Here is a 21,347-nt window from a genome sequence, read left to right as displayed (position 1 = left end):
CTGAAGCTTCTCGAACCCAAGATTCGAGCAGCTCATCAGCTCACCCAAAAACCAGCTTGCCCTTCATCATTCCCCAGTGACCCGGGAATGAGCAGAAGAAGGTGTAATCGCCACCACGCGTCAACTTGCTGGTCGCAAAGCGCACCTGCGTGGTCTGTCCGCCGCCGATCACCGGCGTGAACGCGATCACCCGCGCATCGTTTTTCGGCAGATAGCTGTCAGCCAGCGTGGAACGCATGCCCGCGGTAGCCACCTGCTGGAAGTCCGGCGTGCGCGTCAGCACCCAGTTATGCCCCATCGCGGTCGCCGGCATCCGGCCGGTGTGCTTCAAGGTCAGGTCCACCTGGGTGCAATCGGCGGCAACCCGGATCTGCGGCACGGAGAACTGCATGCGGTCGTTGCTTTCGATGGTGACCGCACAGGTACGGGCCAGCGCAGGCGCGGCAAGCAACAGGCCGACAAGAGCCAACAACAGCAGACTGGAACGCTTCACGGTGAACTCCAAACGATGACAACTACGGTGTCATGATTCTAGGCAAACACCACAGATTTCACCTGTGACGCGATGTCGCAGGCTGCACGCTGCGCCGGCGCCAGCGATACTGCAGCTCCGCCCTCGCCTCGTCATCAATGCAACGACCGCACGCCCTACTGCTGGATTTCGACGGCCTGCTCGCTGATTACGACCATCGTATCCACCTGCGCCAGCTTGCCGACGCTGCCGGCTGCACGCCTGAGCAGGTGGATGCTGCGTTGCGCACGGACGGGCTTGAATTCGCCCATGCCCGCGGTGAACTGGATGGTGAGCAGTTGCTGCAGGCATTGAATCAACGCCTGGACAGCGCATTGGGCGCGACGCACTGGCACGCCGCACGACTCGCTGCGACCAAGCTGCGCACCGATTGCACAGCAGTGCTGGAGCGCGTGCATGCGGATATGCAGGTTGCGGTGCTGACCAATAATGGCCTGCTGACGCGGCCGGTGATCGAGCAGTTGCTAGCCGGCCGTCGTGTGCTGTGCAGCGCAGCGCTTGGAATACGCAAGCCGGACCCTGCTGCGTATCTGGCTGCCTGCGCGGCGCTTGGCTGTGCGCCTGGACGAAGCCTGTTCGTCGATCATCTGTTCCGCAACGTACAGGGCGCGCGTGAGGCCGGGCTGCATGCCGATACGGCGTTTCACGCGCAGTCGCTACGACGCCTGCTCAAGCGCAATCACCTGCTGCGTTGACCTGGCTCTCGCAGCGATTGAAATTCATTTGATATCCATTGGCGACACTGGCCTCCCAAGCCACTGGAGCCACCGATGAACCTGCCCTCACGATTATTCCTGTCCCTCCTGCTGCTGGCGCCGGCATTGCCACAGCATGCATCGGCGGCAACGGACAAGGTACTGATCGTGGTCAGCGGCGAAGGCAAGGATGCCGGCAAGCAGCGCCCGGGCTACGAGTTCGATGAACTGTCGCAGGCTTGGCTGGTCTTCAAGGCCAATGGCCTGCAGGTGGAGATCGCCAGCCCCAAGGGCGGCGCGGTGGAGGCCGACAAGTACAACCCGGACGAGCCCTTCAACGCAGCCTTGCTGGCCGATGCACAGGCGATGCGGCAATTGGCCGACACCAAGGCCACTACCGCGGTGAAGGCCTCCGACTACGCCGCTGTGTATGTGGTCGGCGGCAAGGGCGCGATGTTCGACCTGCCCCGCGACCAGGCATTGCAGCAGCTGTTGGGCAAGGTCTGGGACAACGGCGGCATCGTGGCCGCGGTCTGTCACGGTCCGGCCGCCTTGGCCGAGGTGCGGCTGGCCGATGGCAGCCTGCTCGTCGCTGGTCGCCAACTCACCGGCTTCAGCAATGAAGAGGAAGCGATATTCGGCAAGAAGTGGGCGTCGCAATTCCCATGGCTGCTCGAGGATGCAATGCGTCAGCGTGGCGCGCAGTGGCAGGAAGCGCCACTGATGATGCCGAAGCTGGTGGTCGATGGCCGCTTGGTCACCGGCCAGAACCCGTACTCCACCACCGCCGTGGCAGAAGCCATCGTGCGGGCGACAGGTCGCACACCGATCGCCCGCACACCGTGGCGCGATGAAGCCAGCATGGCCTTGGTGGAACGCCTGCTCGGCGGCGACGTGCAAGGCGCGCGTGACGCACTGGCTGCCGATGTCTCCCGCCACCACGTCGAGTTGATCGGCATCCTCGGCTATTACCAGGCACAGGCCGCGCCAAGCGATGCCGCCCTGGAGCAGGCCTTGCAGGTCATGGAACTGGCGCTACCGCACATGCACGAAGCACGCCTGAAACTTGCTGCTGCCGAAGCTCACCTCAAACTCAAGCGACCGGCACAGGCTCGCGCCCTGGTACTCCAGGCACTGGCAAGCAATCCGAAGCTGGAACAGGCTCAAGCCCTCCTGCAACAGATCGACGGTTGAACCATGCCCCTGCCCGCCCTGCGCATCCTGGTGATCGAGGACAACCGCCTGCTACGCGACAACCTGCAGGCGTTGCTGTCCGCACACGGATTCCACGCCAGCTTCGCAGCAGACGGCCGCAGCGGCCTGCAGATGGCATTGGTCGAACCACCCGACGTGCTGGTGCTGGATCTGGGCCTGCCCGGCCTTGACGGGCTGCAGGTCTGCCAGCGTCTGCGCGCCGAGTCCGACCGGCATGTCCCGATCCTGATGCTGACCGCACGCGACGCACTGGACGACCGCCTGCTCGGCTTCCGCAGCGGCGCCGATGACTACCTGGTCAAGCCTTTCGCTGGCGAGGAACTGGTGGCCCGCTGCCTGGCCTTGTCACAACGCCATCGCGCCGGGCGCGAACACGTGCTGTGCATCGGCAGTCTGCGGATCGATCGCCGCAGCCACGACGTGCAACGCCACGGCCAGCACATCGAGCTGCACCAGACCAGCTTCGACATCCTGCTGGCGCTGGCCGAAGCATGGCCGCGTACGCTGACCCGCAGCGATCTTGTGCAGCGACTCTGGGGCGATACCCCACCCGACTCGGACCCATTGCGCACGCATCTCTATCTGTTGCGGCAAATGCTGGACAAACCTTTTGCCACGCCGATGCTGAAGACCGTGCATGGCGTCGGCTTCCGCCTTGAGTCCGATGAGGGCATAGCGTGACGAATCCATCCGCGACGCCACGCAAGCGCCTGCGCAACCGGCTGATGCTGGCCTTCGCCGGCTTCACGCTGGTCGTCGCCACACTGTTTGGGCTGTACGTGGCAGTGTTCGCCTATGCAGTTGAGGACATGTTCTTCAACGGGCTGCTGGAGCGCGAAGCCAACGAGCAGCTGCAGCATCATGCGCAGACCGGCGCATGGAAGGCACCACGCGAATCATGGATGCAGGTGATCGAGTCCGCTACACAGCTGCCCGACAGCATCGCCAGCACGCTTGCGCGCGAACCGCATCGGCGCGAATTCCCGGGCAGCGACGGCCGCCACTATCATCTGCAGCGCCTGCAGCCTGATGCTGCCGCCAAACCGGCCTGGCTATTGGCCGAAGTGAGCCAGCTACTGGTGGTTCGGCCACAGCGCGCGGGATTGCTGCAGCTGCTGGTCTGGTCTGGCGCGGCAGTGATCGCGCTGGCCCTGTTGCTCGGCGCATGGCTGGCAGGTCGCACTACCGCCCCGCTGTCGCGGCTTGCCCAGCTTGTCGATAGCGCCGAGCCCGATCACCTGCCTGCCCTGCATGCGCAGCGCTTTGCCGACGACGAAGTCGGCGTGCTGGCACGTGGACTGGAGGCGTTGATCACCCGCATCCGTGCCTTCGTCATCCGCGAGCGCGAGTTCACCCGAGATGCCAGCCATGAGCTGCGCACACCGTTAGCCGTTATCCGTGGAACCACCGAGCGCCTTGCCCGTGATCCATCGCTGTCGCCTGCGGCACAGCAGGGGCTGTCACAGATCCGCCAATCCGCGCTACAGCTGGAACAGACGGTCAGCATGCTGCTGGCCTTGGCCCGCGAACAGGCGCTGCCTGCCGCTGGCGGGCCGAACCGGTTGCTACCGGTGATCGAGCGCGTGGTTGTCGAGCAATCGCCACTGCTGGACGACAAGCAGATCGAGCTGGATATCGACGTCCCGTTTGCCGCAAACAGCACGCTGCCACTGGCAGTGTTGCAGGTATTACTCGCCAACCTGATCGGCAATGCTTTCGCGCATACAGCGGCTGGCACGATACGCATTGCTGCTGAGGCCGAACAGCTTCGCATCACCAATCCCGGCGATAGCATCAGCAACCAGGCATTGGATGCCTTCAGCAAGGGAGCGAACAGCACCGGCTTCGGACTGGGCCTTTCTATCGTTCGCCGGCTTTGCGAGCAGCACGGCATTGCGTTGGACATACGCCACGATGACGGACTGACGTCGGTCGCCTTCCCGCTCATGCCAGCACCAGCCACGCCATGAAGACCATTGTGCAGATTCTTCTGCTGTGCGCATCCCTCTTGGCGGCACCTTGTGCTGCAGCCAATGACAGAAGCCAACTGCATGCCGACATGCAACGCATCCTTGATGAGGAAGGACTGCAGGGCGCGGTCTGGGCCACCGTCACTGCAAATGGCAGCGCAGCCAACGGCGCCGCAGGCGTACGTGATGCGGCCACCCGCTCGCCCATGCAGGCCTCCACACGCGTGCACGTCGGTTCGATCACCAAGGCGGTCCTTGCCATTGGCGTGCTACGACTGGTCAGCCAAAGCCGCCTTTCCCTGGATACATCGGTGGCAGAGGTGGTTCCGGCAATCGGCTTTGACAATCGCTGGGAATCCACGCACCCGGTACGTGTGCGCCACCTGCTTGCGCATACAGCTGGCCTGGAGAACCTGAAGCTCGGCCAGTTCTTCAGTCTCAAGGCTACCGCTGACGTGCCTTTGGCAATCGCATCTGGCACGGACCACGCGCCACTACGCGTCCTCAGCCAACCTGGCAGCCGCTTCAGCTACTCCAACCTCGGCTACACCGTGCTGGGACAGGTGGTCGAGGCCGTCACCGGCGAACGCTACGAAAGCTGGTTGGACCGGGAAGTACTGGCCGCGCTAGGCATGCGAGACAGTACCTTCAGCTACACCACGCAGATCGGTTCGCAGGCAGACCCGCATCTTGCGATGGGCCACTTTGAACAGGCGCGCCCCGCACCGGCCGTACCTATTTTTCTACGCCCCGCGGCGCAACTGACCACTACCGCGGCCGACATGGCGCTGTTTGCCAGCTTCCTGCTTGGCGACGGCAGCAATGCGGGGCAGCCCTTCATCGCAATGGAGCTGATGAAGGCGTTGACCGCACCGGCTGGAACCGAGGTCACGCGCGCTGGCCTGCCACTCGGTCATGGGCTGGTGCTGGTCGGACGCGACCGGCACGGCCAGGTTGGCGGCTGCCATCCGGGCAACACCGTCGGCTATTGGGCGATGCTGTGCATATTCCCGCAGCAGCGCAGTGCTTTTTTCGTCGCCACCAACACCGACAACGAAGACGCCAAGAACGAAAGACTCAACCAGCGGCTTGTCGAAGCACTTGCACTGCCGCCCATTGCTTCAGTGCAGGCCGCATCGCCCATCACAACCTCGATGTCAGAGTGGGACGGTTTCTACATCCGTTCACCACAGGCAATGCCTGCAATTGCGCCACTGCAGGCGCTGACAGATTTCGTTCGCGTGGATACTGTTGGGGACAAGCTCCGTCTACGCTCGCCATCCAGAGATGCGCAGCTGCTACAGCCGCTCGGCAATCGGCTGTTCCGGGCGGATGGCCGGGTTCTACCCTCGCATGTGCTGTTGATTGGAGAAGACGGTGAACGTGTTCTGAGCGACGGAGTGCGCAACCATATGCGGGTTCCTGCCTGGCGCATCATTGTGCCGGGGCTGCTGCTGTCCATCGCCATGGTCGGCGTTGTCATCATGATGCTGGCCGGTGTTGTGTTGGTGATCCGCGGAAAGCTGTGTTGGCAGCATCCGGTTCTCCTGCCATTCCTGGCCGGTACGGCCTTGCTGCTGCCAGTAGCCTTGCTCTATCGGCAATCCCTGCTGGAACTGGGTGACCGGACTGTAGCGAGCATGTCGCTGGCCAGCGTGAGCTTGCTGCTGCCGTTGGCCCTGGTGACAGGAACGGCAGTGGGGCTACACGGATGGCGACGCGCCGACCGCGGTACGCGCCTGCTGACAGCATGCCTGTTGACGACACTACCCGGGGTTGGACTGCTGGCTGCATGGCAGTTGTTGCCATTGCGGCTGTGGCTGCTGTAAATGCCAGCTTTCTGACCCTTGCGCTGGCCGATACCGCAGATAAACGATGCCCCCGAGTGACCACTGCAGGCGGTGCACTTCGAGGGCATCAAGTTTCCGCAGCACTGTACTCGCCAGTGCTATCGCTTGCTTCAGCTGCGTGAGGCCATATAAGCGGCAATCGCCTCGCGCACGCGCTTCAGGCCTTCCGCCACTTCCTCATCAGTGATGTTCAGCGCCGGCACGAAACGCAGCACGCTGGTGCCAGCCTGCAGGATCAGCACCTGCTTCTCTGCCGCCAGATCCAGCAATACGCCGATGTCAGCCACGTAGTCGGGCTTGAGCACCGCGCCCAGCATCAGGCCCATGCCACGCACCTGCTCGAACACCCCGAACTCTTCGCCGATGGCTTCCAGACCGGCTTTCAGTGCGGCCGACTGGCGCACGACGTTGGCCTTGATCTCGTCGGACGACAGCTTGCGCAACGCCACGCGGGCAACCGCCGCCGCCAGCGGGTTGCCTCCGAAGGTGCTGCCGTGTGCGCCAACGCCCATGATGTCGGCGACCTTGGGGCCGGCCAGCATCGCGCCGATCGGGAAACCACCACCCAGCGCCTTGGCCAGGGTGACGATGTCCGGGGTCACGCCCCAGTTCCAATGCGCGAACAGCTCACCGGTACGGCCCATGCCGACCTGGATTTCATCCAGCACCATCAGCGCGTCGTGCTGGTCGCACAGCTCGCGGGCGCGGCGCATGAACTCGGCGCTGGCCGGCATCACCCCGCCCTCGCCCTGCACCGGCTCGAACATCACCGCGGCAACATCGCCACCAGCCATCGCTTCCTCAAGCTGGGCGACGTCATTGAAGTCGACATAACGGAAGCCACCGGGCAGCGGCTCGTAGCCTTCCTGGTACTTCGGCTGGGCGGTGGCAGTGACCGTTGCCAGCGTACGGCCATGGAAGCTGCCACGGAAAGTGACGATGAAACGCTTCTCCGGGCCGCGGCCCTGCGCGCTGGCCCACTTGCGTACCAGCTTGATCGCCACTTCATTGGCTTCGGCGCCGGAATTGCACAGGAACACGCGCTTGGCGAAACGCGAGGCGTCCACCAGTTCCTGCGCCAGGTGCAGCGGCGGCTCGCTGTAGAACATGTTGCTGGTATGCCAGAGCTTGTCGGCCTGTTCGAACAGCGCAGCCTTCAGGTCCGGGTTGTTGTGGCCCAGGCTGCATACCGCGATGCCGGCGGCCAGGTCGATGAACTCACGGCCCTGCGTATCCCACAGTCGCGCGCCCTGACCTCGCTCCAGCACCAGCTGGCGCGGGCGGTAGACCGGCAGGTAGTAATTGGACAGGGACAACAGCGGCTCGACGACAGCGGTCATGGCGTTCCAGATCAGTGGGTGTGAACGGTCCATTGTCCTCCATTCCGTGGGCCTGCGGCACAATGGGCACATGCGACTGTTCTCTGCCCCCCAACTGAACCCGGCCACCGACAGCGGTTGGCGCCGCCGCTGGTTCGACATCATCCACCGCACCGATACCCCGCCCTCGCGCCGCTTCGACCTGCTGCTGGTCTGGGCCATCATGGTCAGCGTGCTGGTGGTGATGTTCGACAGCGTGCAGCGCATCCACGTGGCCTGGGCCACCGGTTTCTACATCGTCGAATGGGGTTTCACCCTGCTGTTCACCGCCGAGTACGTGCTGCGCCTGCTGGTGGTACGACGGCCGCTACGCTATGCGTTCAGCATCTGGGGGATCATCGACCTGCTGGCGATCCTGCCGTCCTATATTTCCTTCTTCATCCCCGGCACCCAAAGCCTGCTGGTGGTGCGCGTGCTGCGCCTGCTGCGGGTATTCCGCATCCTCAAGCTGACCCGCTACATCGAGGAAAGCGGCGTGCTGATGGCGGCGCTATGGCGCAGCCGCCGCAAGATCCTGCTGTTCCTGTCGATGGTGGTGACCATCGCCATCATCGCCGGCGCCTTGATGTACGTGATCGAAGGCCCGCAGTACGGCTTCAGCAATATCCCGACCAGCATGTACTGGGCGGTGGTGACGATGGCCACGGTGGGTTTTGGTGACATCGTCCCGCACACCACGCTGGGCCGCTTCATCACCTCGGCGCTGATCCTGATCGGCTACAGCATCCTGGCCGTACCGACCGGCATCTATACCGCCGAGCTGGCCGGCAACATGCTGCGTGAAAGCCGCCACGACAACCGCGGCTGCCCGGTCTGCGGGCATGAAGGGCATGAGTTCAAGGCGCAGTACTGCAATCGCTGCGGGCATGAATTGCCGGAGCATATTGAGCATTGATCGGTCTTGCGGGGGGGGGTAGTGCAGAGCCATGCTCGGCAGGGGCCTTATCGGGAATGCCTCTGCCGAGCATGGCTCGGCACTACAGGTGAGGCTTTACCGGCAGAGCCCCTGCCGAGCATGGCTCGGCACTACAGGTGAGGCTTTACCGGCAGAGCCCCTGCCGAGCATGGCTCGGCACTACCGTGCCCCTTGCGCCTTCGGCGCAAGGGGAAGGCAATCAGAGAAACAGATCCGGCATCAGCGGGCGCGACGGATCCACCGCATAACCCGACAGATCCGTGATGCCCGCTTCGGCCAGCACCTCGTCATCCAGCAGGAACTGTCCGCTGAAGCCGGCCGCGGTACGGGTCAGCACCGCGTGTGCGGCATCGGCCATGATTTCCGGCTTGCGACAGCCGCTCACATCCACGCCCGGAATCATGTTGATCGCGTCGGTGGCGATCACCGTGCGCGGCCACAGTGCATTGACTGCAACGCCCTTGCGGCCGAACTCAGCTGCCAGACCCAAGGTGACGAAGCTCATACCCATCTTGGCCAGGGTGTAGCCGGTGTGCGGGCCCCACCATTTCGGGTCGAGGCTGGGCGGCGGTGCCAGGGTGAGGATGTGCGGGTTCGGCGCCTGCAACAGGTGCGGCAAACAGGCCTGCGCACACAGGAAGCTGCCGCGCGAGTTGACCTGTTGCATCAGGTCGAAGCGCTTCATCGGCGTATCCAGGGTGCCGCGCAGCCAGATTGCCGAGGCGTTGTTGACCAGGATATCGATACCGCCAAAGGTGTCCACGGTCGCAGCCACGGCCGCATTGACCTGGTCCTCTTCGCGGATGTCGCACTTCAGCGCCAGCCCCTGTCCACCAGCGGCGTTGACAGCCTCGGCAGCGGTATGGATGGTGCCCGGCAGCTTGGGATTGGCGACCGCCGACTTGGCGGCGATGGCGACGTTGGCACCGTCGCGTGCGGCACGCAGGGCGATGGCCAGACCGATGCCACGCGAGGCACCGGTGATGAAAAGGGTCTTGCCTTGCAAGCTGCTCATGCGCACTCCGGAACCGGTAAGAAAGCAATCCGCATTATGCCGATACCTGAACCCACGCACAGTCCTGCGGTTTGCGGGAGGTTCGACACTCAGGGTTCATATGCTCTGCCGATACTGGTGCGATATCGCGCAAGGATTCCCGATGAAGACACTGCACCTGACTGCTCCGCTGCTGCTTGCCCTTGGGCTTGCGGCCTGCCAGAAGCCACACCCCGCTGCCGAAGTACCTGCGGCGGCCAAGGATGTCACCACGCAGACCACGGGGCTGAGCGAAGAAGCCGCCCAAATCGGCCCCAACGCAGTATGGACCGGCTCGATCGAGTCCTGTCGTACCGACACCGCAGCCGACAACTGCCTGCTGCAGGTGATGCGCAGCGGTGGTGCTTCGCCGGCGGCTTTGACAGCTGCCAGCACTTTGTCCGCGCAGGGCAAGCCCGGCTATGTCACCGCATGGCAGAACGTCGAAGGGGTCGGCGTGGCTACGCTGGAATTCCCATTCCGCGCCAATACCAACGAGGGCACCTGGCTGGTGGACGCCAATGGCCATGCCGTCGACGTGGATGAGGAGGTATTCGACGACAGCACGCGCGGCTCAGATGCTTACAAGGCGTTCAACGCCAGGCATCCTGACTCCGGCCCGTTTGCTCCGGCGCTACCCGCCGGTACGCAGGCCCTGCCCGATGGCGGCGTACGCCTGCGCTATACAACGCCACTGCGCAGCTGCCACGCCTGTGCCGACGATGGCCATGTAACGTTGGGTTACGACTTTGACGCGCAGCGGCGCTTTGTCGGCAAGCAGTTGCTGGAGTTACGCTAAGCCCACTCGATCATTGGGCCAGCAAGGCCACCAGGGAAGGAAACCATGCAGGAAAGTGGAGGCTACGTAGTCGGCTGGGGCACGCTGGCACTGATCAATGCCGGCCTGGCCCAATCCAAGGGACGTGGCGGTATGAACTGGTTCCTGCTTTCACTGTTGCTCGGCCCGCTGGCTACTTTTCTACTCGTTGTCTCCAATTCCCTCGACAACACACCCGCTCCATGAGCTGATCAGTTCCGCAGATGACTCGCGTGATAGCGCAGCATCTCAAGCTGGAGGCAGCCAGCACGGGAGAATTTTCAGCCTTGTTGCGCGCGTCAGCGATGCACGCCTGATCACACCCGACTCGCCAGCCCCGGCTATCAGCCGGCCAAGTCACGTCCGCGCGCCGCCATGTTTCGCGCATAGCGCCCCAGCAGGTGCGGCACGATGACCCGGTGCAGGGGCGCTACCGGCAACATATACAGACGCCCGAACGGCCGGTGCAGGTGAACCACAGTACTCACCTGCAGCTCGCAGTTGTCGTGGCCCGGGCCAAGCTCTACTGACAGCTCCACCCGCAGATGACGGTCGCTGTCGCCCAGCACGATGCCATCGGCGGTCAGCGCCCGCACGGTGAATATCCCGAGCCTGTCGCCGACCAACAGCCCTTCCGGAGCACGCGCTGGCACGCTGCGGATCGCGCCAAGGTGCTTCATCCCCAACAGGCGCATGCTGGCATTTCGCAGCCGCATCAGGCCATCAAACCAGGCCGGCACCTGCCGGGCGATATCCAGATAGGCCTGTACGGCACTGTCCGGCCGGCGAACCAGATTGATCCGCGATGCATGTTCGAAATGACTGCCTGGCAGCAGCGGGTGCAGCAACGCGCCCGCTGAAATCCCGACCTCACGCGCCCGCACACCACTACTCAAGGCTTCGGCCCCCGCCCTTCGTTGTCTTCCCAATGCAGGATGCGTCGGGTGACGAAGCGGTACACCGGCTTGCCGGTGGCAAACCACAGCTCGCGGACCCACGAGTGCCGCTTGAGCAGGCGCAGCTCAACCGGGGTCAGCGCCTGCCGGCAGTACATGCGTTTGTGCTTGAGCAGGTGACGCAGGTCCTCGCGCGCCAACAACCGCATCCAGCGCGAGCGCGGGTTGCCACATACCGCCAGCTGGAAGTCGATCAGCGCCGGGGAACCGTCCTCGCGCACCAGCCAGTTCGCTTCCTTGGCCAGGTCGTTGTGGGCAATGCCGTGCCGGTGCACGCGCTGCAGCAAACGCCGCGCTGCGCGGAAATAGGCCAGGTCGCCATGTGGGGGGCGCTGGTACATGGCTGCACCCTCCATGTAGCTGCGGTCCAACCAATGCCCATCCCAGGCCAGTAGCCGTGGCGTCGCCTCCATGCCGTCGAGCTTGGCCAGTGCGCGGGCTTCACGCCGCGCCAGCCACCAGGCAGGCACACGCAGCCACAAGGGCGTCGCCCCGAGGTCGCGGCGCACGAAGCGCCCTTGCGGGCCTTCCACCAACAGGATTTGTCCGAAGCTGTCAGCCTTCAGCGCAGTGACAGGTGCGGGCGCAGAGTCAGTCATCGCGACATTCTAGCCGCCCGCGCGCCTTTCACTGGGCGCCATCGCAGGTGAACGAGCACACCTGCAATCCACTGAACCTCTGCCGTTGCCATCGGTCTGACTCGGGCTTCCCTTTATAATCCGCCGATGAATTCTTCCTGGATCGACGCCACGCTTGCGTGGATCGCCGCCAACCCCGTCCTTGCTGGCCTGGCGATCTTCGCCATCGCCTTCTGCGACGCCGTGATCATCCTCGGCGCCATCGTGCCGGCTTTGCCGCTGATGATCGCGGTAGGTGTATTGATCGGCATGGGCGAGTTGTCTGGCCCCTATGCGGTGATATGCGCCACCTTGGGCGCCTTTGCCGGCGACGGCTTGAGCTACTGGGTTGGGCGCCGTTGGGGTGACCGCCTGCGTGGCGTATGGCCCTTCAGCCGTTACCCACAGCTGCTGGACCGTGGCGAAGTCATGTTCCGCCGCAACGCGTTCAAGAGCATCCTGATCGCCCGCTATGTCGGTGCGATCCGGCCATTTGTTCCGGCCATCGCCGGCATGGCCAACATGCGCTTCACCAGCTACCTCAAGGCCAGCGGTCTGGCCTGCCTGTCCTGGGCGATCCTGTTTCTGTTGCCCGGCTGGGCGCTGGGTCAAGCCTATGACGCCGTAGCTGCGGTGGCCGGACGCCTGTTCCTGGTGGTTGCCCTGCTCGGCACCTTGCTGGGCCTGGTGTGGGCGATCGTGCTGTACAGCTACCGCTGGTCGGCGACACGCATGGACGGCTGGCTGGCCCGCCTGCTGGCCTGGTCGCACCGCCACCCGCGCTTCATCGGCCACTCGCTGAGCGACCTGTTCGATCCCAAACGCCGCGAATCGGTGCCCTTGGCCATGCTGGCGCTGATGCTGCTGGTGCTGGGTTGGGGCTGGTTCGCGCTGTTGATGGTGGTGGTTGGCCACGGCGAACCGTTGGCCCTGGACTTGGCCGTGCACCGCTTGATGCTGGCCCTGCGCAACCCGCTGGCCGACTACCCGATGGCCGCGCTGGCCTCGCTGGGCGACTGGCAGGTGCTGTTGCCGGCGATTGCCGCAGGCATGGGTTACTTGGCCTGGCGCCGACGCTGGATGGCGGTCTTCCATTGGCTGGCGGCGCTGGCCTTCGGCCTGGCCCTGACCAAGCTGCTGGGTGCCACCGTCGATGTGGTGCGGCCGCCGGCCGCCAGCAGCGGCTTCGGCTTCCCGTCGGTGGCGGTGACCATGGCTACCATCACCTTCGGCTTCTTCGCGGTGCTGATCGGCCGCGAGCTGCCGGGACGCACCCGCGTCTGGCCGTACCTGTTGTCCGGCGCGGTGGTCACCGTGATCGGCTTTGCCCGCATCTATCTGGGTGCGCACTGGCTCAGCGACGTGATCGGCGGCATGTTGTTCGGCGTGTTCTGGCTGCTGGTGCTGGGCGTTGCCTATCGCCGTCGCTTCAACCGCTCGTTCTGGGTCAAGCCGGTGGCATGGCTGTTCTACGGCGTGTTCGTCATCGCCGGGCTTTGGTATGCACCGCGCAATGTGCCGGCCAAGCTGGCCAAGTTCGAACCCGCGACAGCCAGCATCGTGCAGATGGACGCCTCACATTGGTGGCAGGACGGTTGGCACGAGCTGCCCGCCCGCCGCAATGATTTCGACGACGATCAGCGCTGGCCGCTGGACGTACAGGTCGCCGGGCCGTTGCCGGCATTGCAGGCACAGCTCGAGCGCAATGGCTGGACCCGGCAGACCCAGGCTGGCTGGCAGCAGGCATTGATGATGCTGGACATGAAGGCCACGCCGCAGCAGGTGCCGGTACTGCCGGCAACGCTGGATACCAACGTCGAAGCGCTGTTGATGCTGCATCCGGGCGCGCGTCCGGATGAGATCCATGCACTGCGACTGTGGCCTTCCACCGTCCAACTGCAACCTGGGCAAGCACCGGTATGGTTGGGCAGCGCGCAGACCCTGCGTTACCAGCGGCACCTCAAGCTGTTCGGCATGTGGCGACCGCTGCGCGGCGTTGACCCTGCACTGGACACGCTCAAGCAATCGCTGGATGGCCTGGAAACCCAGCAGCAGGTGCAACCGGAGACAGGCTTGCCGCTGTTGATGATCCGCGCGGAGCCAACGCCGTAGAGCCGATAGTGCTGAGCCATGCTCGGCAGGGAGTATTACCGGGAAAGCCTCTGCCGAGCATGGCTCGGCACTACCAAGGCATTGCTGGCCAGCAATGTAGGAGCGGCGTAAGCCGCGAAGCCGATACATCGTCAGGCTGCGGTTTCCGCTCGCCTGGAAACATTGCCAGCTTCGCGGCTTACGCCGCTCCTACAACCGGGTTACAGATCTTCCTCGATCGGCACGTCCAACTCCGGGATCCACTCCAGCAATCGATCCAAGCGTCGCCGCGGATCGTTTTCCTGCAGCAACTGCAGGCGCTGGGTTTCGTGCAACGGCAATAGTTCGGCCAGACGCCAGCCCACCCACGCCGCCTGATCCAACTGCGCCGGACCTGCGGCAGCGTACTCACCGCCTATCTGCTCGATGATGTGTTCCAGCAAGGTGCCCAGCAATCCGTGCTCGGGCTGCAGTTCGTCGTCGCTGTCGCGCTCACACCACTCCACATCGGCCATTACCAGACCGTTGTCGCGCACGTGAGTCGCCATTACGTGGAAACGTCGCGCACCACGCAGGCGCAATACCAGCACGCCGTCAGGGCCAACGTCGAAGTCCTCGACCACCGCTTCCACCCCCCATGCAGCAGGGATTGCCGGCGCACCGACTTCCTCGCCATCGAGGATCAGGCAGACACCAAACGTGCTGCCGGTACGCCCACATTCACGCACCAGGTCCAGATAGCGCGGTTCGAACACACGCAGGTTCAACATCGCACCGGGCAACAACACCGCGTGCAGGGGAAACAGGGCAAGACTGAGCGATTGCATGATCCAGGTGATAGCAGGTGTTCGGCAGACAGGCCCGATGGTACTCCACCGTGCCCCTGCGACAATTCACCGTACGCGAACGCAATCGATGCAGGGCCGGGTTGCGTGCAACCCGGCCTGAAAACAGCTGGATCAAGCGCCTTGCAGCTGCGCCAGGAAACGCCGCGGCGCGCCGTCGAAACCACCGTTGGACATGAACACCACGTGGTCGCCAGCGCGCGCGACATCACCGAGCTTGACCAGCAGCGCATCGGTATCGCTGACCGCCTGTGCATCACCACGCACCGCGTCGATCACCTTGGCCGCATCCCACGGCAGCTCCGGCCGCGCCAGGAACACCACTGCATCGGCGATATCCAGCGACGGCGCCAACGCATCCGAGTGCGCCCCCAGGCGCATTGAGTTGCTGCGCGGCTCCATCGCCACCACGATGCGTGCACCACCAACTTTTGCGCGCAGGCCTTGCAGCGTGGTCTGGATCGCGGTCGGGTGATGGGCGAAATCGTCGTAGATAGTGATATCCCGCGCCTGACCGATCACTTCCATGCGTCGCTTGACGCTGTGGAAACCTGCCAAGGCCGGTGCCACGCTGGCGACGTCGACACCCACCGCATGTGCGGCGGCCAAGGCAGCCAGGCCATTGAGCACGTTGTGCCGGCCCAGCAGCGACCATTCAACGGTCGCCACCTCCACACCGCCATGCAGCACCGCAAAGGCGCTGCCATCCTGGTTGATCAGGCGTGCGCTCCACTCCAGCGACGGATCAAAACCAAAGCGCTCCACCGGTGTCCAGCAGCCCATCGCCAGCACTTCGGCCAAGTATGCGTCCTCGCCATTGACGATCAGGCGACCGCAGCCCGGCACGGTACGCACCAGATGATGGAACTGACGCTGGATTGCAGCCACATCCGGGAAGATGTCGGCGTGATCGAATTCCAGATTATTGAGAATGGCGACCAGCGGACGGTAATGGACGAACTTGCTGCGCTTGTCGAAGAACGCGGTGTCGTATTCGTCCGCTTCAACAACAAAAAGCGGTCGATCCGAAAGGATCGACACGGAGCTCCCTTCCCCCTCCGAAGGGGCGGATGGGGGTCGGGCTGCATCAGTATCAGCACTCCCAGCCAGCGACCGCCCCAACCGCGCCGAAACCCCGAAATCCTCCGCCACGCCACCAATGAGGAAGCCCGGCTCACGCCCGGCCGCCTGTAGCAGGAAGGACAGAATGGTGGTGGTGGTGGTCTTGCCATGGGTACCGGCCACCGCCAGCGTGTCGCGGCCCGGCAGCACCTGCTCGGACAGCCATTGCGCGCCCGAGGTATAGCGTCGGCCCGAATCCAGCACTGCCTCCACCGCCGGATTGCCGCGCGAAAGCGCATTGCCGATCACGACCTCGTCGCAGTCGGCGCTGATGTTGTCCGCCAGATAGCCCTGCGAAAGACTGATCCCCAGCGTTTCCAGCTGGGTGGACATCGGTGGATAGACCGCCTGATCGCTGCCTTCGACCTGATGACCGAGTTCGCGGGCCAGAGCGGCCACGCCGCCCATGAAAGTACCGGCAATGCCGAGAATATGGATCTTGCTCATCAACTGATTGTCGCCGATGCACACGGATAAGGGGTATGCCCGAGTTCATGTAGGCGTACCCCTAGAGCATGTAGGGGATTCCCCGATACCATCACGGCACATTCACAATGAAAATACGTGACGCCAGCCTCAGTATCCCTCAGGTCCTACTCCCCAAGAGGCCATCCCCAGGGAGCTCATGCTGATGGGGCCGTGAGCACGCCCTTAGCTGGCTTTTTACAAACGAAACGCCCGGATCCAGCTCATGGATCCGGGCGTTTCTGTATCCGCAGCCCTCGAAGCAAGCCACAGCTGGGCGCGACGGCTAGCCGCCGGCGCCCTGCACCATCAACGCTTGATCGCCGCCAGGATGCGGGTCAGCACTTCGTCCAGCGCACCAACGCCATCCACGCGGGCCAGGGTGCCCTTGGCGGCGTAGAAGTCGATCACCGGTGCGGTGGAATCGTTGTAGACCTGCAGACGCTGACGCACCGATTCCGGGTTGTCATCGGCACGGCCCTGCTCCTGGGCGCGGCCAGCGATGCGCTCGACCAACAGTTCAGTCGGCACTTCCAGCTGCACGATGGCGTCCAGCGGCTGGTTCAGCTTGGCCAGCAGTTCGCCCAGCGCGTTGGCCTGGGCCACGTTGCGCGGGTAACCATCCAGAATGAAGCCCTTGGCGGTATCGGCCTGCGACAGGCGCGATTCCAGCATGCCCAGCAGGATGTCGTCGGACACCAGGTTGCCGGCATCCATCACCGCCTTGGCCTGCTTGCCCAGCTCGGTGCCGGCAGCCACTTCGGCGCGCAGCAGGTCACCGGTGGAAATGTGCGGAACCTGCAGATGTTCCTTCAGGCTCGTCGCCTGTGTGCCCTTGCCCGAACCGGGCGGTCCCAACAGAACCAATCGCATTCCTGACTCCCATATGTTTTGAGGAAACGGGACGGACAGCGGCGTTAGACTCATGGGCCGATTCACGCTGCACCGCAATATGTGCAGCTTACCGCATCCGGCCAATGTCCCGGAATGTCCCCCGCTCTGGAGAGTATTGCCCATGTCCAAAGGCACCTTGCTGTATGCCCAGTCCGGCGGCGTCACCGCCGTCATCAACGCCACCGCCTCGGCCGTCATCAGTGAAGCAAGAGCCAGGAAAATCAAGGTGTTGGCCGCACGCAACGGCATCCTTGGCGCGCTGCGCGAGGAATTGATCGACACCTCGAAGGAATCGGCCGCCAACATCGCCGCGCTGGCCCACACGCCGGGCGGCGCGTTCGGCTCCTGCCGCTACAAGCTCAAGTCGCTGGACGCGGACCGCGCCAAGTACGAGCGTCTGCTGGAGGTTTTCAAGGCGCATGACGTGCGCTGGTTCCTCTACAACGGCGGCAATGATTCGGCCGACACCGCGCTGAAAGTCTCGCAGCTGGCCAAGGAATACGGCTACCCGCTGACCTGCGTGGGCGTGCCCAAGACCATCGACAACGACCTGGCAGTGACCGACACCTGTCCTGGCTTCGGCTCAGCGGCCAAGTACACCGCCATCTCGGTGCGCGAGGCGGCATTGGACGTGGCAGCGATGGCTGAGACCTCCACCCGCGTCTTCATCTACGAGGCAATGGGCCGCCACGCCGGTTGGCTGGCTGCAGCTGCCGGCCTGGCTGGCGAGAACCCAGATGACGCACCGCAGATCATCCTGTTGCCGGAGCGTGCCTATGACGAGCCGGTGTTCCTGGCCAAGGTCAAGCAGGTGGTCGAGAAAGTCGGCTTCTGCGTGGTGGTGGCCAGCGAAGGCATCCACACCGCAGACGGCCAGTTCGTCGCCGATGCCGGTGGGGTCAAGGACTCCTTCGGCCACACCCAACTCGGCGGCGTCGCCTCGTACCTCGCGGGCAAGGTCAAAGCCGAGCTCGGCTACAAGGTGCATTGGACCCTGCCCGACTACCTGCAGCGCTCGGCCCGTCATATCGCTTCCAAGACCGACTGGGAACAAGCACAGGCGGTGGGCAAGGCAGCGGTGCAGTTCGCACTGAAAGGACACAACTCGGTGATGCCGGTGATCGTGCGCAGCTCGGATGTGCCGTACCGCTGGAAGATCGAGGCCGCGCCGCTGTCCAAGGTCGCCAACCATGAAAAGAAGATGCCGGCCGGCTTCATCCGCAAGGATGGCTTCGGCATCACCGAGAAGGCGCGCCGCTACCTGCAGCCGCTGATCCGCGGTGAGGCGCCGCTGCCGTATGGCCGCGATGGCCTGCCCAGGTACGTGACCCTGAAAAACGTCGCCGTGGCGAAGAAGCTGGCGGATTGGGAAGCTTGATGTCGCAGCTTCGCCGGTGCTGGGTGCGGCCTCCGCGTCGCTTCACCTCTGGCTCCAGGGCGATGCAATGCATCGCCTTGCTGCTGTGCATGGCGGCCGCGCAAGCGGTCAGCGCGTACACACCGCAGGATGGCGACATCGTCTTCCATACCTCCACCTCAAGCCAAAGTGCAGCGGTGCAGGCCGCTACAGGCTCACGCTACAGCCATATGGGCGTTGTTCTGGTGCGTGGCGGCGAAGCGTACGTAATGGAAGCGGTGCAACCGGTGCGGTACACGCCGTTGCAGGCCTGGCTGGATCGCGGCGCGCAACGCCGCTATGTGATCAAGCGTCCATCAAGGCCGCTGACACCGGCGAACAAGGCCCGGATGCACGCCGCTGCCCCGCGCTATCTGGGACGCCCCTACGACCTGAGCTTCGAATGGTCTGACCAGCGCATCTATTGCTCGGAACTGGTGTGGAAGCTGTACCGCGACGCCGCTGGCATCGAGCTGGCGCCACTGGCGCGCCTGGACAGCTTCAATCTGCAGGCGCCGGTGGTGCGCAGCAAACTGCGCGAACGTTACGGCAACCATGTCCCCTTGGCCGAGCCGGTGATTTCGCCAGCGGCCATCTTCGCCTCGCCCTTGCTGGTAACGGTTGACCAGCGCTGACAGAACTACTGCGTAGTGCCGAGCCATGCTCGGCAGGCGCTCCTCCTGTAGTGCCGAGCCATGCTCGGCAGGCGCTCCTCCTGTAGTGCCGAGCCATGCTCGGCAGGCGCTCCTCCTGTAGTGCCGAGCCGTGCTCGGCAGAGGCTTTCCCGGTAACGCCCAGCCGAGCATGGCTCGGCTCTACCGACGTGCCTTCCTGGCAACGCCCCGGCGGTGCTACAGGTGGGGACTGATCACCGGTATTACTTCAGGCAGGTGTAGCGCTCCGATCGGCAGCGCATCCTCAGCTCAGGCTCTCCACACCGGCGGTGCAGCATGTTCCGCAAGATCTTGATCGGGATGCTCGGGTTTCTCATCGTCTGCGTGTTGGCTGCAGCAGGCTACCGCGTTGGCCAACAACTGGCGCAGCAGGAGAGGACCGCCGCCGCTGGCTGATGCACTCCGGCCCCGGCCCTTCGCAGCCCCCGGACGCTGCCCCCGGAAGGCTGACTGACACATTTCAAATTTGCTCCGCTCCCGCTACGATCAGCCATTCAGGCAGGGGGCCTATCAGCATGTCGTTAACCATGTTTCGCTACGCCACGATGGCGTTGGTCCTGCACGCCACATGCAGCAGCGCAGCCGTCCAGGAACAAGTCTCGCCAACGCCCCGGGCAACTGGGCAGACAAACCTGACAGGGCTGACTGAAGCCGCTCCCGCGATTCCTGCGGGCACGCCGGTTTTCATTGAGATCGCCGAACCGCTGGCATCATCCACACACAAGCGCGGCGATATTTTCGCCATCACCCTGGCCGAACCCCTGGTTCTCGACGGCGTCGAGCGACTGCCCCGCGGAACCCGTGGGACTGGCGAAATCGTGCACGCAGCTGCTGCACGCGGTGGTGGTGCCCCCGGCGAACTGTTGATTGCCGCACGTACGCTGGAAACGGCGCAAGGCCCGCTGTTGCTACGTGGTTTCAAACTCGGCGCCACCGGCGATGACAACAGTGGCATGGCGATCGGTGTATCGCTCGCTGCAGGCCCGTTTGCCATGTTCATCAGGGGCCGGGAGATCGTGATACCCGCCGGTACGCGTGGCGCCGCCAAAACCAAGGCCGCGCCCGCACCCACTACAAGCGCCATGCCCGTTGCGATGCCCGGAGCCAGCATCGAAGCCCAGACCCATGCAGACGTCGAAAGCACGGTCGATCCGGTTGTCGAATCCCGCGACAGCATCGATGCAACTGCAGGACCTCTCGTTACACCCCAACCGGAAACCCCGGTTCAACCCAAGGAGTAGTTCGATGCGTCTACGTTCGTGTGCCGTGGCCCTTTCTGCCAGTCTGCTGATCCCGCTTGGTGCTTTCGCGCAACAAGTGCAGGCACCGCCGGCCACCGATGCTGCCATCGCCGCGCAGGAAGCGTCTTCGGTCGATGCACAGTCCAGCACCACGCCTGAAGAAGCCGAAGCAGCCGACACATCGGCCGCTGCCCAGCCGGTGCAGGCTGCCGATGCTGCCGTCGCCGACAGCCCTGTTGCGGGAGAGACCGCTGCCCACAGCGGACTGATCGCCCCCGCCCCCGCCGACAAGGCCCAGATCGTCTTTTTCCGTCCGTCAAAGTTCACCGGCGGCGCAATCGGCTTCAAGGTCCGCGAAGGTGAGCAGGAGCTGGGCAAGCTGCGCAGTGGCAACTATTTCGTCCATCTGGCTGAGCCCGGCGCCCACCAGTACACCGTCCACTCGGAAGCCAAGGACGTACTCAGCATGGAAGTGGAAGAAGGTGAAACCTACTTCGTGCAGGGAACAATCACCATGGGTGTGTTCGCTGGCCGCCCCAACCTGTCACCGTCCGACGAAGCCACCTTCAACGGCATGGCTGACAAGCTGAAGCTGCGCGAATAAGCAGCGCAGCGGAAGAGCAGGCTAGACCCTGCCGC

Annotated in this window: 21 protein-coding genes; 13 read left to right on the top strand and 8 right to left on the bottom strand. The window is 64.0% G+C overall.

Annotation, left to right across the window (positions count from 1 at the left end; all coding sequences use genetic code 11):
* Positions 1 to 40 precede the first annotated feature (40 nt).
* On the bottom strand, positions 41 to 478 hold the full coding sequence (gene azu, locus ACVOLS_RS07410) for an azurin (RefSeq protein WP_481545087.1): 438 nt from the start codon (positions 476 to 478) through the stop codon (positions 41 to 43).
* 152 nt (positions 479 to 630) lie between these two features.
* Here azu and ACVOLS_RS07405 point away from each other — a divergent pair, with 152 nt between their 5' ends.
* From ACVOLS_RS07405 to ACVOLS_RS07385, 5 genes are all read left to right on the top strand, one after another.
* A complete protein-coding gene (locus tag ACVOLS_RS07405; protein ID WP_481545076.1) occupies positions 631 to 1,227 on the top strand; it encodes an HAD-IA family hydrolase in 597 nt (198 codons plus the stop codon).
* A 75-nt stretch (positions 1,228 to 1,302) separates the two neighbouring features.
* Positions 1,303 to 2,421: a type 1 glutamine amidotransferase domain-containing protein gene (locus tag ACVOLS_RS07400; protein WP_481545075.1), complete on the top strand. Its 1,119-nt coding sequence runs from the start codon at positions 1,303 to 1,305 to the stop codon at positions 2,419 to 2,421.
* Positions 2,422 to 2,424: 3 nt separating this feature from the next.
* Entirely contained in the window at positions 2,425 to 3,123 is a 699-nt protein-coding gene (locus ACVOLS_RS07395; protein ID WP_481545074.1) for a response regulator transcription factor, read from the top strand.
* Entirely contained in the window at positions 3,120 to 4,412 is a 1,293-nt protein-coding gene (locus tag ACVOLS_RS07390) for a sensor histidine kinase (protein WP_481545073.1), read from the top strand. Before ACVOLS_RS07395 ends, ACVOLS_RS07390 begins: the two co-directional genes overlap by 4 nt.
* Before the next feature lie 89 nt (positions 4,413 to 4,501).
* Positions 4,502 to 6,241, top strand: coding sequence for a serine hydrolase domain-containing protein (locus ACVOLS_RS07385; RefSeq protein ID WP_481545072.1), 1,740 nt, complete (start codon positions 4,502 to 4,504; stop codon positions 6,239 to 6,241).
* 131 nt (positions 6,242 to 6,372) lie between these two features.
* Here the strand turns inward: ACVOLS_RS07385 and ACVOLS_RS07380 are convergent, their stop codons facing one another.
* The gene (locus ACVOLS_RS07380; protein ID WP_481545086.1) at positions 6,373 to 7,602 is read right to left on the bottom strand and encodes an acetylornithine transaminase; all 1,230 of its coding nucleotides are present in this window, start codon (positions 7,600 to 7,602) and stop codon (positions 6,373 to 6,375) included.
* 70 nt (positions 7,603 to 7,672) lie between these two features.
* On the opposite strand from ACVOLS_RS07380, the gene ACVOLS_RS07375 reads away from it, so the two are divergent.
* Complete coding sequence (locus ACVOLS_RS07375) at positions 7,673 to 8,536, top strand: ion transporter (RefSeq protein WP_481545071.1); 864 nt, start codon at positions 7,673 to 7,675, stop codon at positions 8,534 to 8,536.
* A 220-nt stretch (positions 8,537 to 8,756) separates the two neighbouring features.
* Here ACVOLS_RS07375 and ACVOLS_RS07370 read toward each other — a convergent pair whose 3' ends face one another.
* Positions 8,757 to 9,572 carry an SDR family oxidoreductase gene (locus tag ACVOLS_RS07370; protein ID WP_481545070.1) on the bottom strand — a complete coding sequence of 272 codons (816 nt, stop codon included), beginning with the start codon at positions 9,570 to 9,572 and terminating at the stop codon, positions 8,757 to 8,759.
* Positions 9,573 to 9,714: 142 nt separating this feature from the next.
* Between ACVOLS_RS07370 and ACVOLS_RS07365 the strand changes: the two genes are divergently transcribed.
* The gene (locus ACVOLS_RS07365; RefSeq protein WP_481545069.1) at positions 9,715 to 10,389 is read left to right on the top strand and encodes a hypothetical protein; all 675 of its coding nucleotides are present in this window, start codon (positions 9,715 to 9,717) and stop codon (positions 10,387 to 10,389) included.
* Positions 10,390 to 10,434: 45 nt separating this feature from the next.
* A complete protein-coding gene (locus ACVOLS_RS07360; RefSeq protein WP_296250311.1) occupies positions 10,435 to 10,614 on the top strand; it encodes a hypothetical protein in 180 nt (59 codons plus the stop codon).
* Positions 10,615 to 10,751: 137 nt separating this feature from the next.
* On the opposite strand, the gene ACVOLS_RS07355 is transcribed toward ACVOLS_RS07360, so the two are convergent.
* Positions 10,752 to 11,303 (bottom strand): DUF2867 domain-containing protein, encoded by a 552-nt coding sequence (locus ACVOLS_RS07355; protein ID WP_481545068.1) that lies wholly within the window; start codon positions 11,301 to 11,303, stop codon positions 10,752 to 10,754.
* Complete coding sequence (locus ACVOLS_RS07350) at positions 11,300 to 11,962, bottom strand: protein kinase family protein (protein WP_481545067.1); 663 nt, start codon at positions 11,960 to 11,962, stop codon at positions 11,300 to 11,302. Before ACVOLS_RS07350 ends, ACVOLS_RS07355 begins: the two co-directional genes overlap by 4 nt.
* A 126-nt stretch (positions 11,963 to 12,088) precedes the next feature.
* Between ACVOLS_RS07350 and ACVOLS_RS07345 the strand changes: the two genes are divergently transcribed.
* Positions 12,089 to 14,092, top strand: coding sequence for a bifunctional DedA family/phosphatase PAP2 family protein (locus ACVOLS_RS07345; RefSeq protein WP_481545066.1), 2,004 nt, complete (start codon positions 12,089 to 12,091; stop codon positions 14,090 to 14,092).
* 200 nt (positions 14,093 to 14,292) lie between these two features.
* On the opposite strand, the gene ACVOLS_RS07340 is transcribed toward ACVOLS_RS07345, so the two are convergent.
* The 3 genes from ACVOLS_RS07340 to ACVOLS_RS07330 all read right to left on the bottom strand — a co-directional run bounded on the left by ACVOLS_RS07340 (position 14,293) and on the right by ACVOLS_RS07330 (position 17,376).
* The gene (locus ACVOLS_RS07340; protein ID WP_481545065.1) at positions 14,293 to 14,898 is read right to left on the bottom strand and encodes an LON peptidase substrate-binding domain-containing protein; all 606 of its coding nucleotides are present in this window, start codon (positions 14,896 to 14,898) and stop codon (positions 14,293 to 14,295) included.
* Between the two features lie 132 nt (positions 14,899 to 15,030).
* Positions 15,031 to 16,485, bottom strand: a complete 1,455-nt coding sequence (gene mpl / locus ACVOLS_RS07335) for a UDP-N-acetylmuramate:L-alanyl-gamma-D-glutamyl-meso-diaminopimelate ligase (RefSeq protein WP_481545064.1) — start codon at positions 16,483 to 16,485, stop codon at positions 15,031 to 15,033.
* A gap of 327 nt (positions 16,486 to 16,812) precedes the next feature.
* Positions 16,813 to 17,376, bottom strand: a complete 564-nt coding sequence (locus tag ACVOLS_RS07330; protein WP_481530185.1) for an adenylate kinase — start codon at positions 17,374 to 17,376, stop codon at positions 16,813 to 16,815.
* Between the two features lie 142 nt (positions 17,377 to 17,518).
* Between ACVOLS_RS07330 and ACVOLS_RS07325 the strand changes: the two genes are divergently transcribed.
* The 4 genes from ACVOLS_RS07325 (at position 17,519) to ACVOLS_RS07310 (ending at position 21,312) form a co-directional block, all read left to right on the top strand.
* Positions 17,519 to 18,775, top strand: coding sequence for a 6-phosphofructokinase (locus ACVOLS_RS07325; RefSeq protein WP_481545063.1), 1,257 nt, complete (start codon positions 17,519 to 17,521; stop codon positions 18,773 to 18,775).
* 62 nt (positions 18,776 to 18,837) lie between these two features.
* Positions 18,838 to 19,428 (top strand): YiiX family permuted papain-like enzyme, encoded by a 591-nt coding sequence (locus tag ACVOLS_RS07320; RefSeq protein WP_481545062.1) that lies wholly within the window; start codon positions 18,838 to 18,840, stop codon positions 19,426 to 19,428.
* Between the two features lie 566 nt (positions 19,429 to 19,994).
* The gene (locus ACVOLS_RS07315; protein WP_481545061.1) at positions 19,995 to 20,708 is read left to right on the top strand and encodes a hypothetical protein; all 714 of its coding nucleotides are present in this window, start codon (positions 19,995 to 19,997) and stop codon (positions 20,706 to 20,708) included.
* A 4-nt stretch (positions 20,709 to 20,712) separates the two neighbouring features.
* Positions 20,713 to 21,312, top strand: a complete 600-nt coding sequence (locus ACVOLS_RS07310) for a DUF2846 domain-containing protein (RefSeq protein ID WP_481545060.1) — start codon at positions 20,713 to 20,715, stop codon at positions 21,310 to 21,312.
* The last annotated feature ends 35 nt before the right edge of the window (positions 21,313 to 21,347 follow it).

Source organism: Stenotrophomonas sp. STEN038, assembly GCF_056759895.1.
This window is presented reverse-complemented; position numbering and strand designations above follow the sequence as displayed.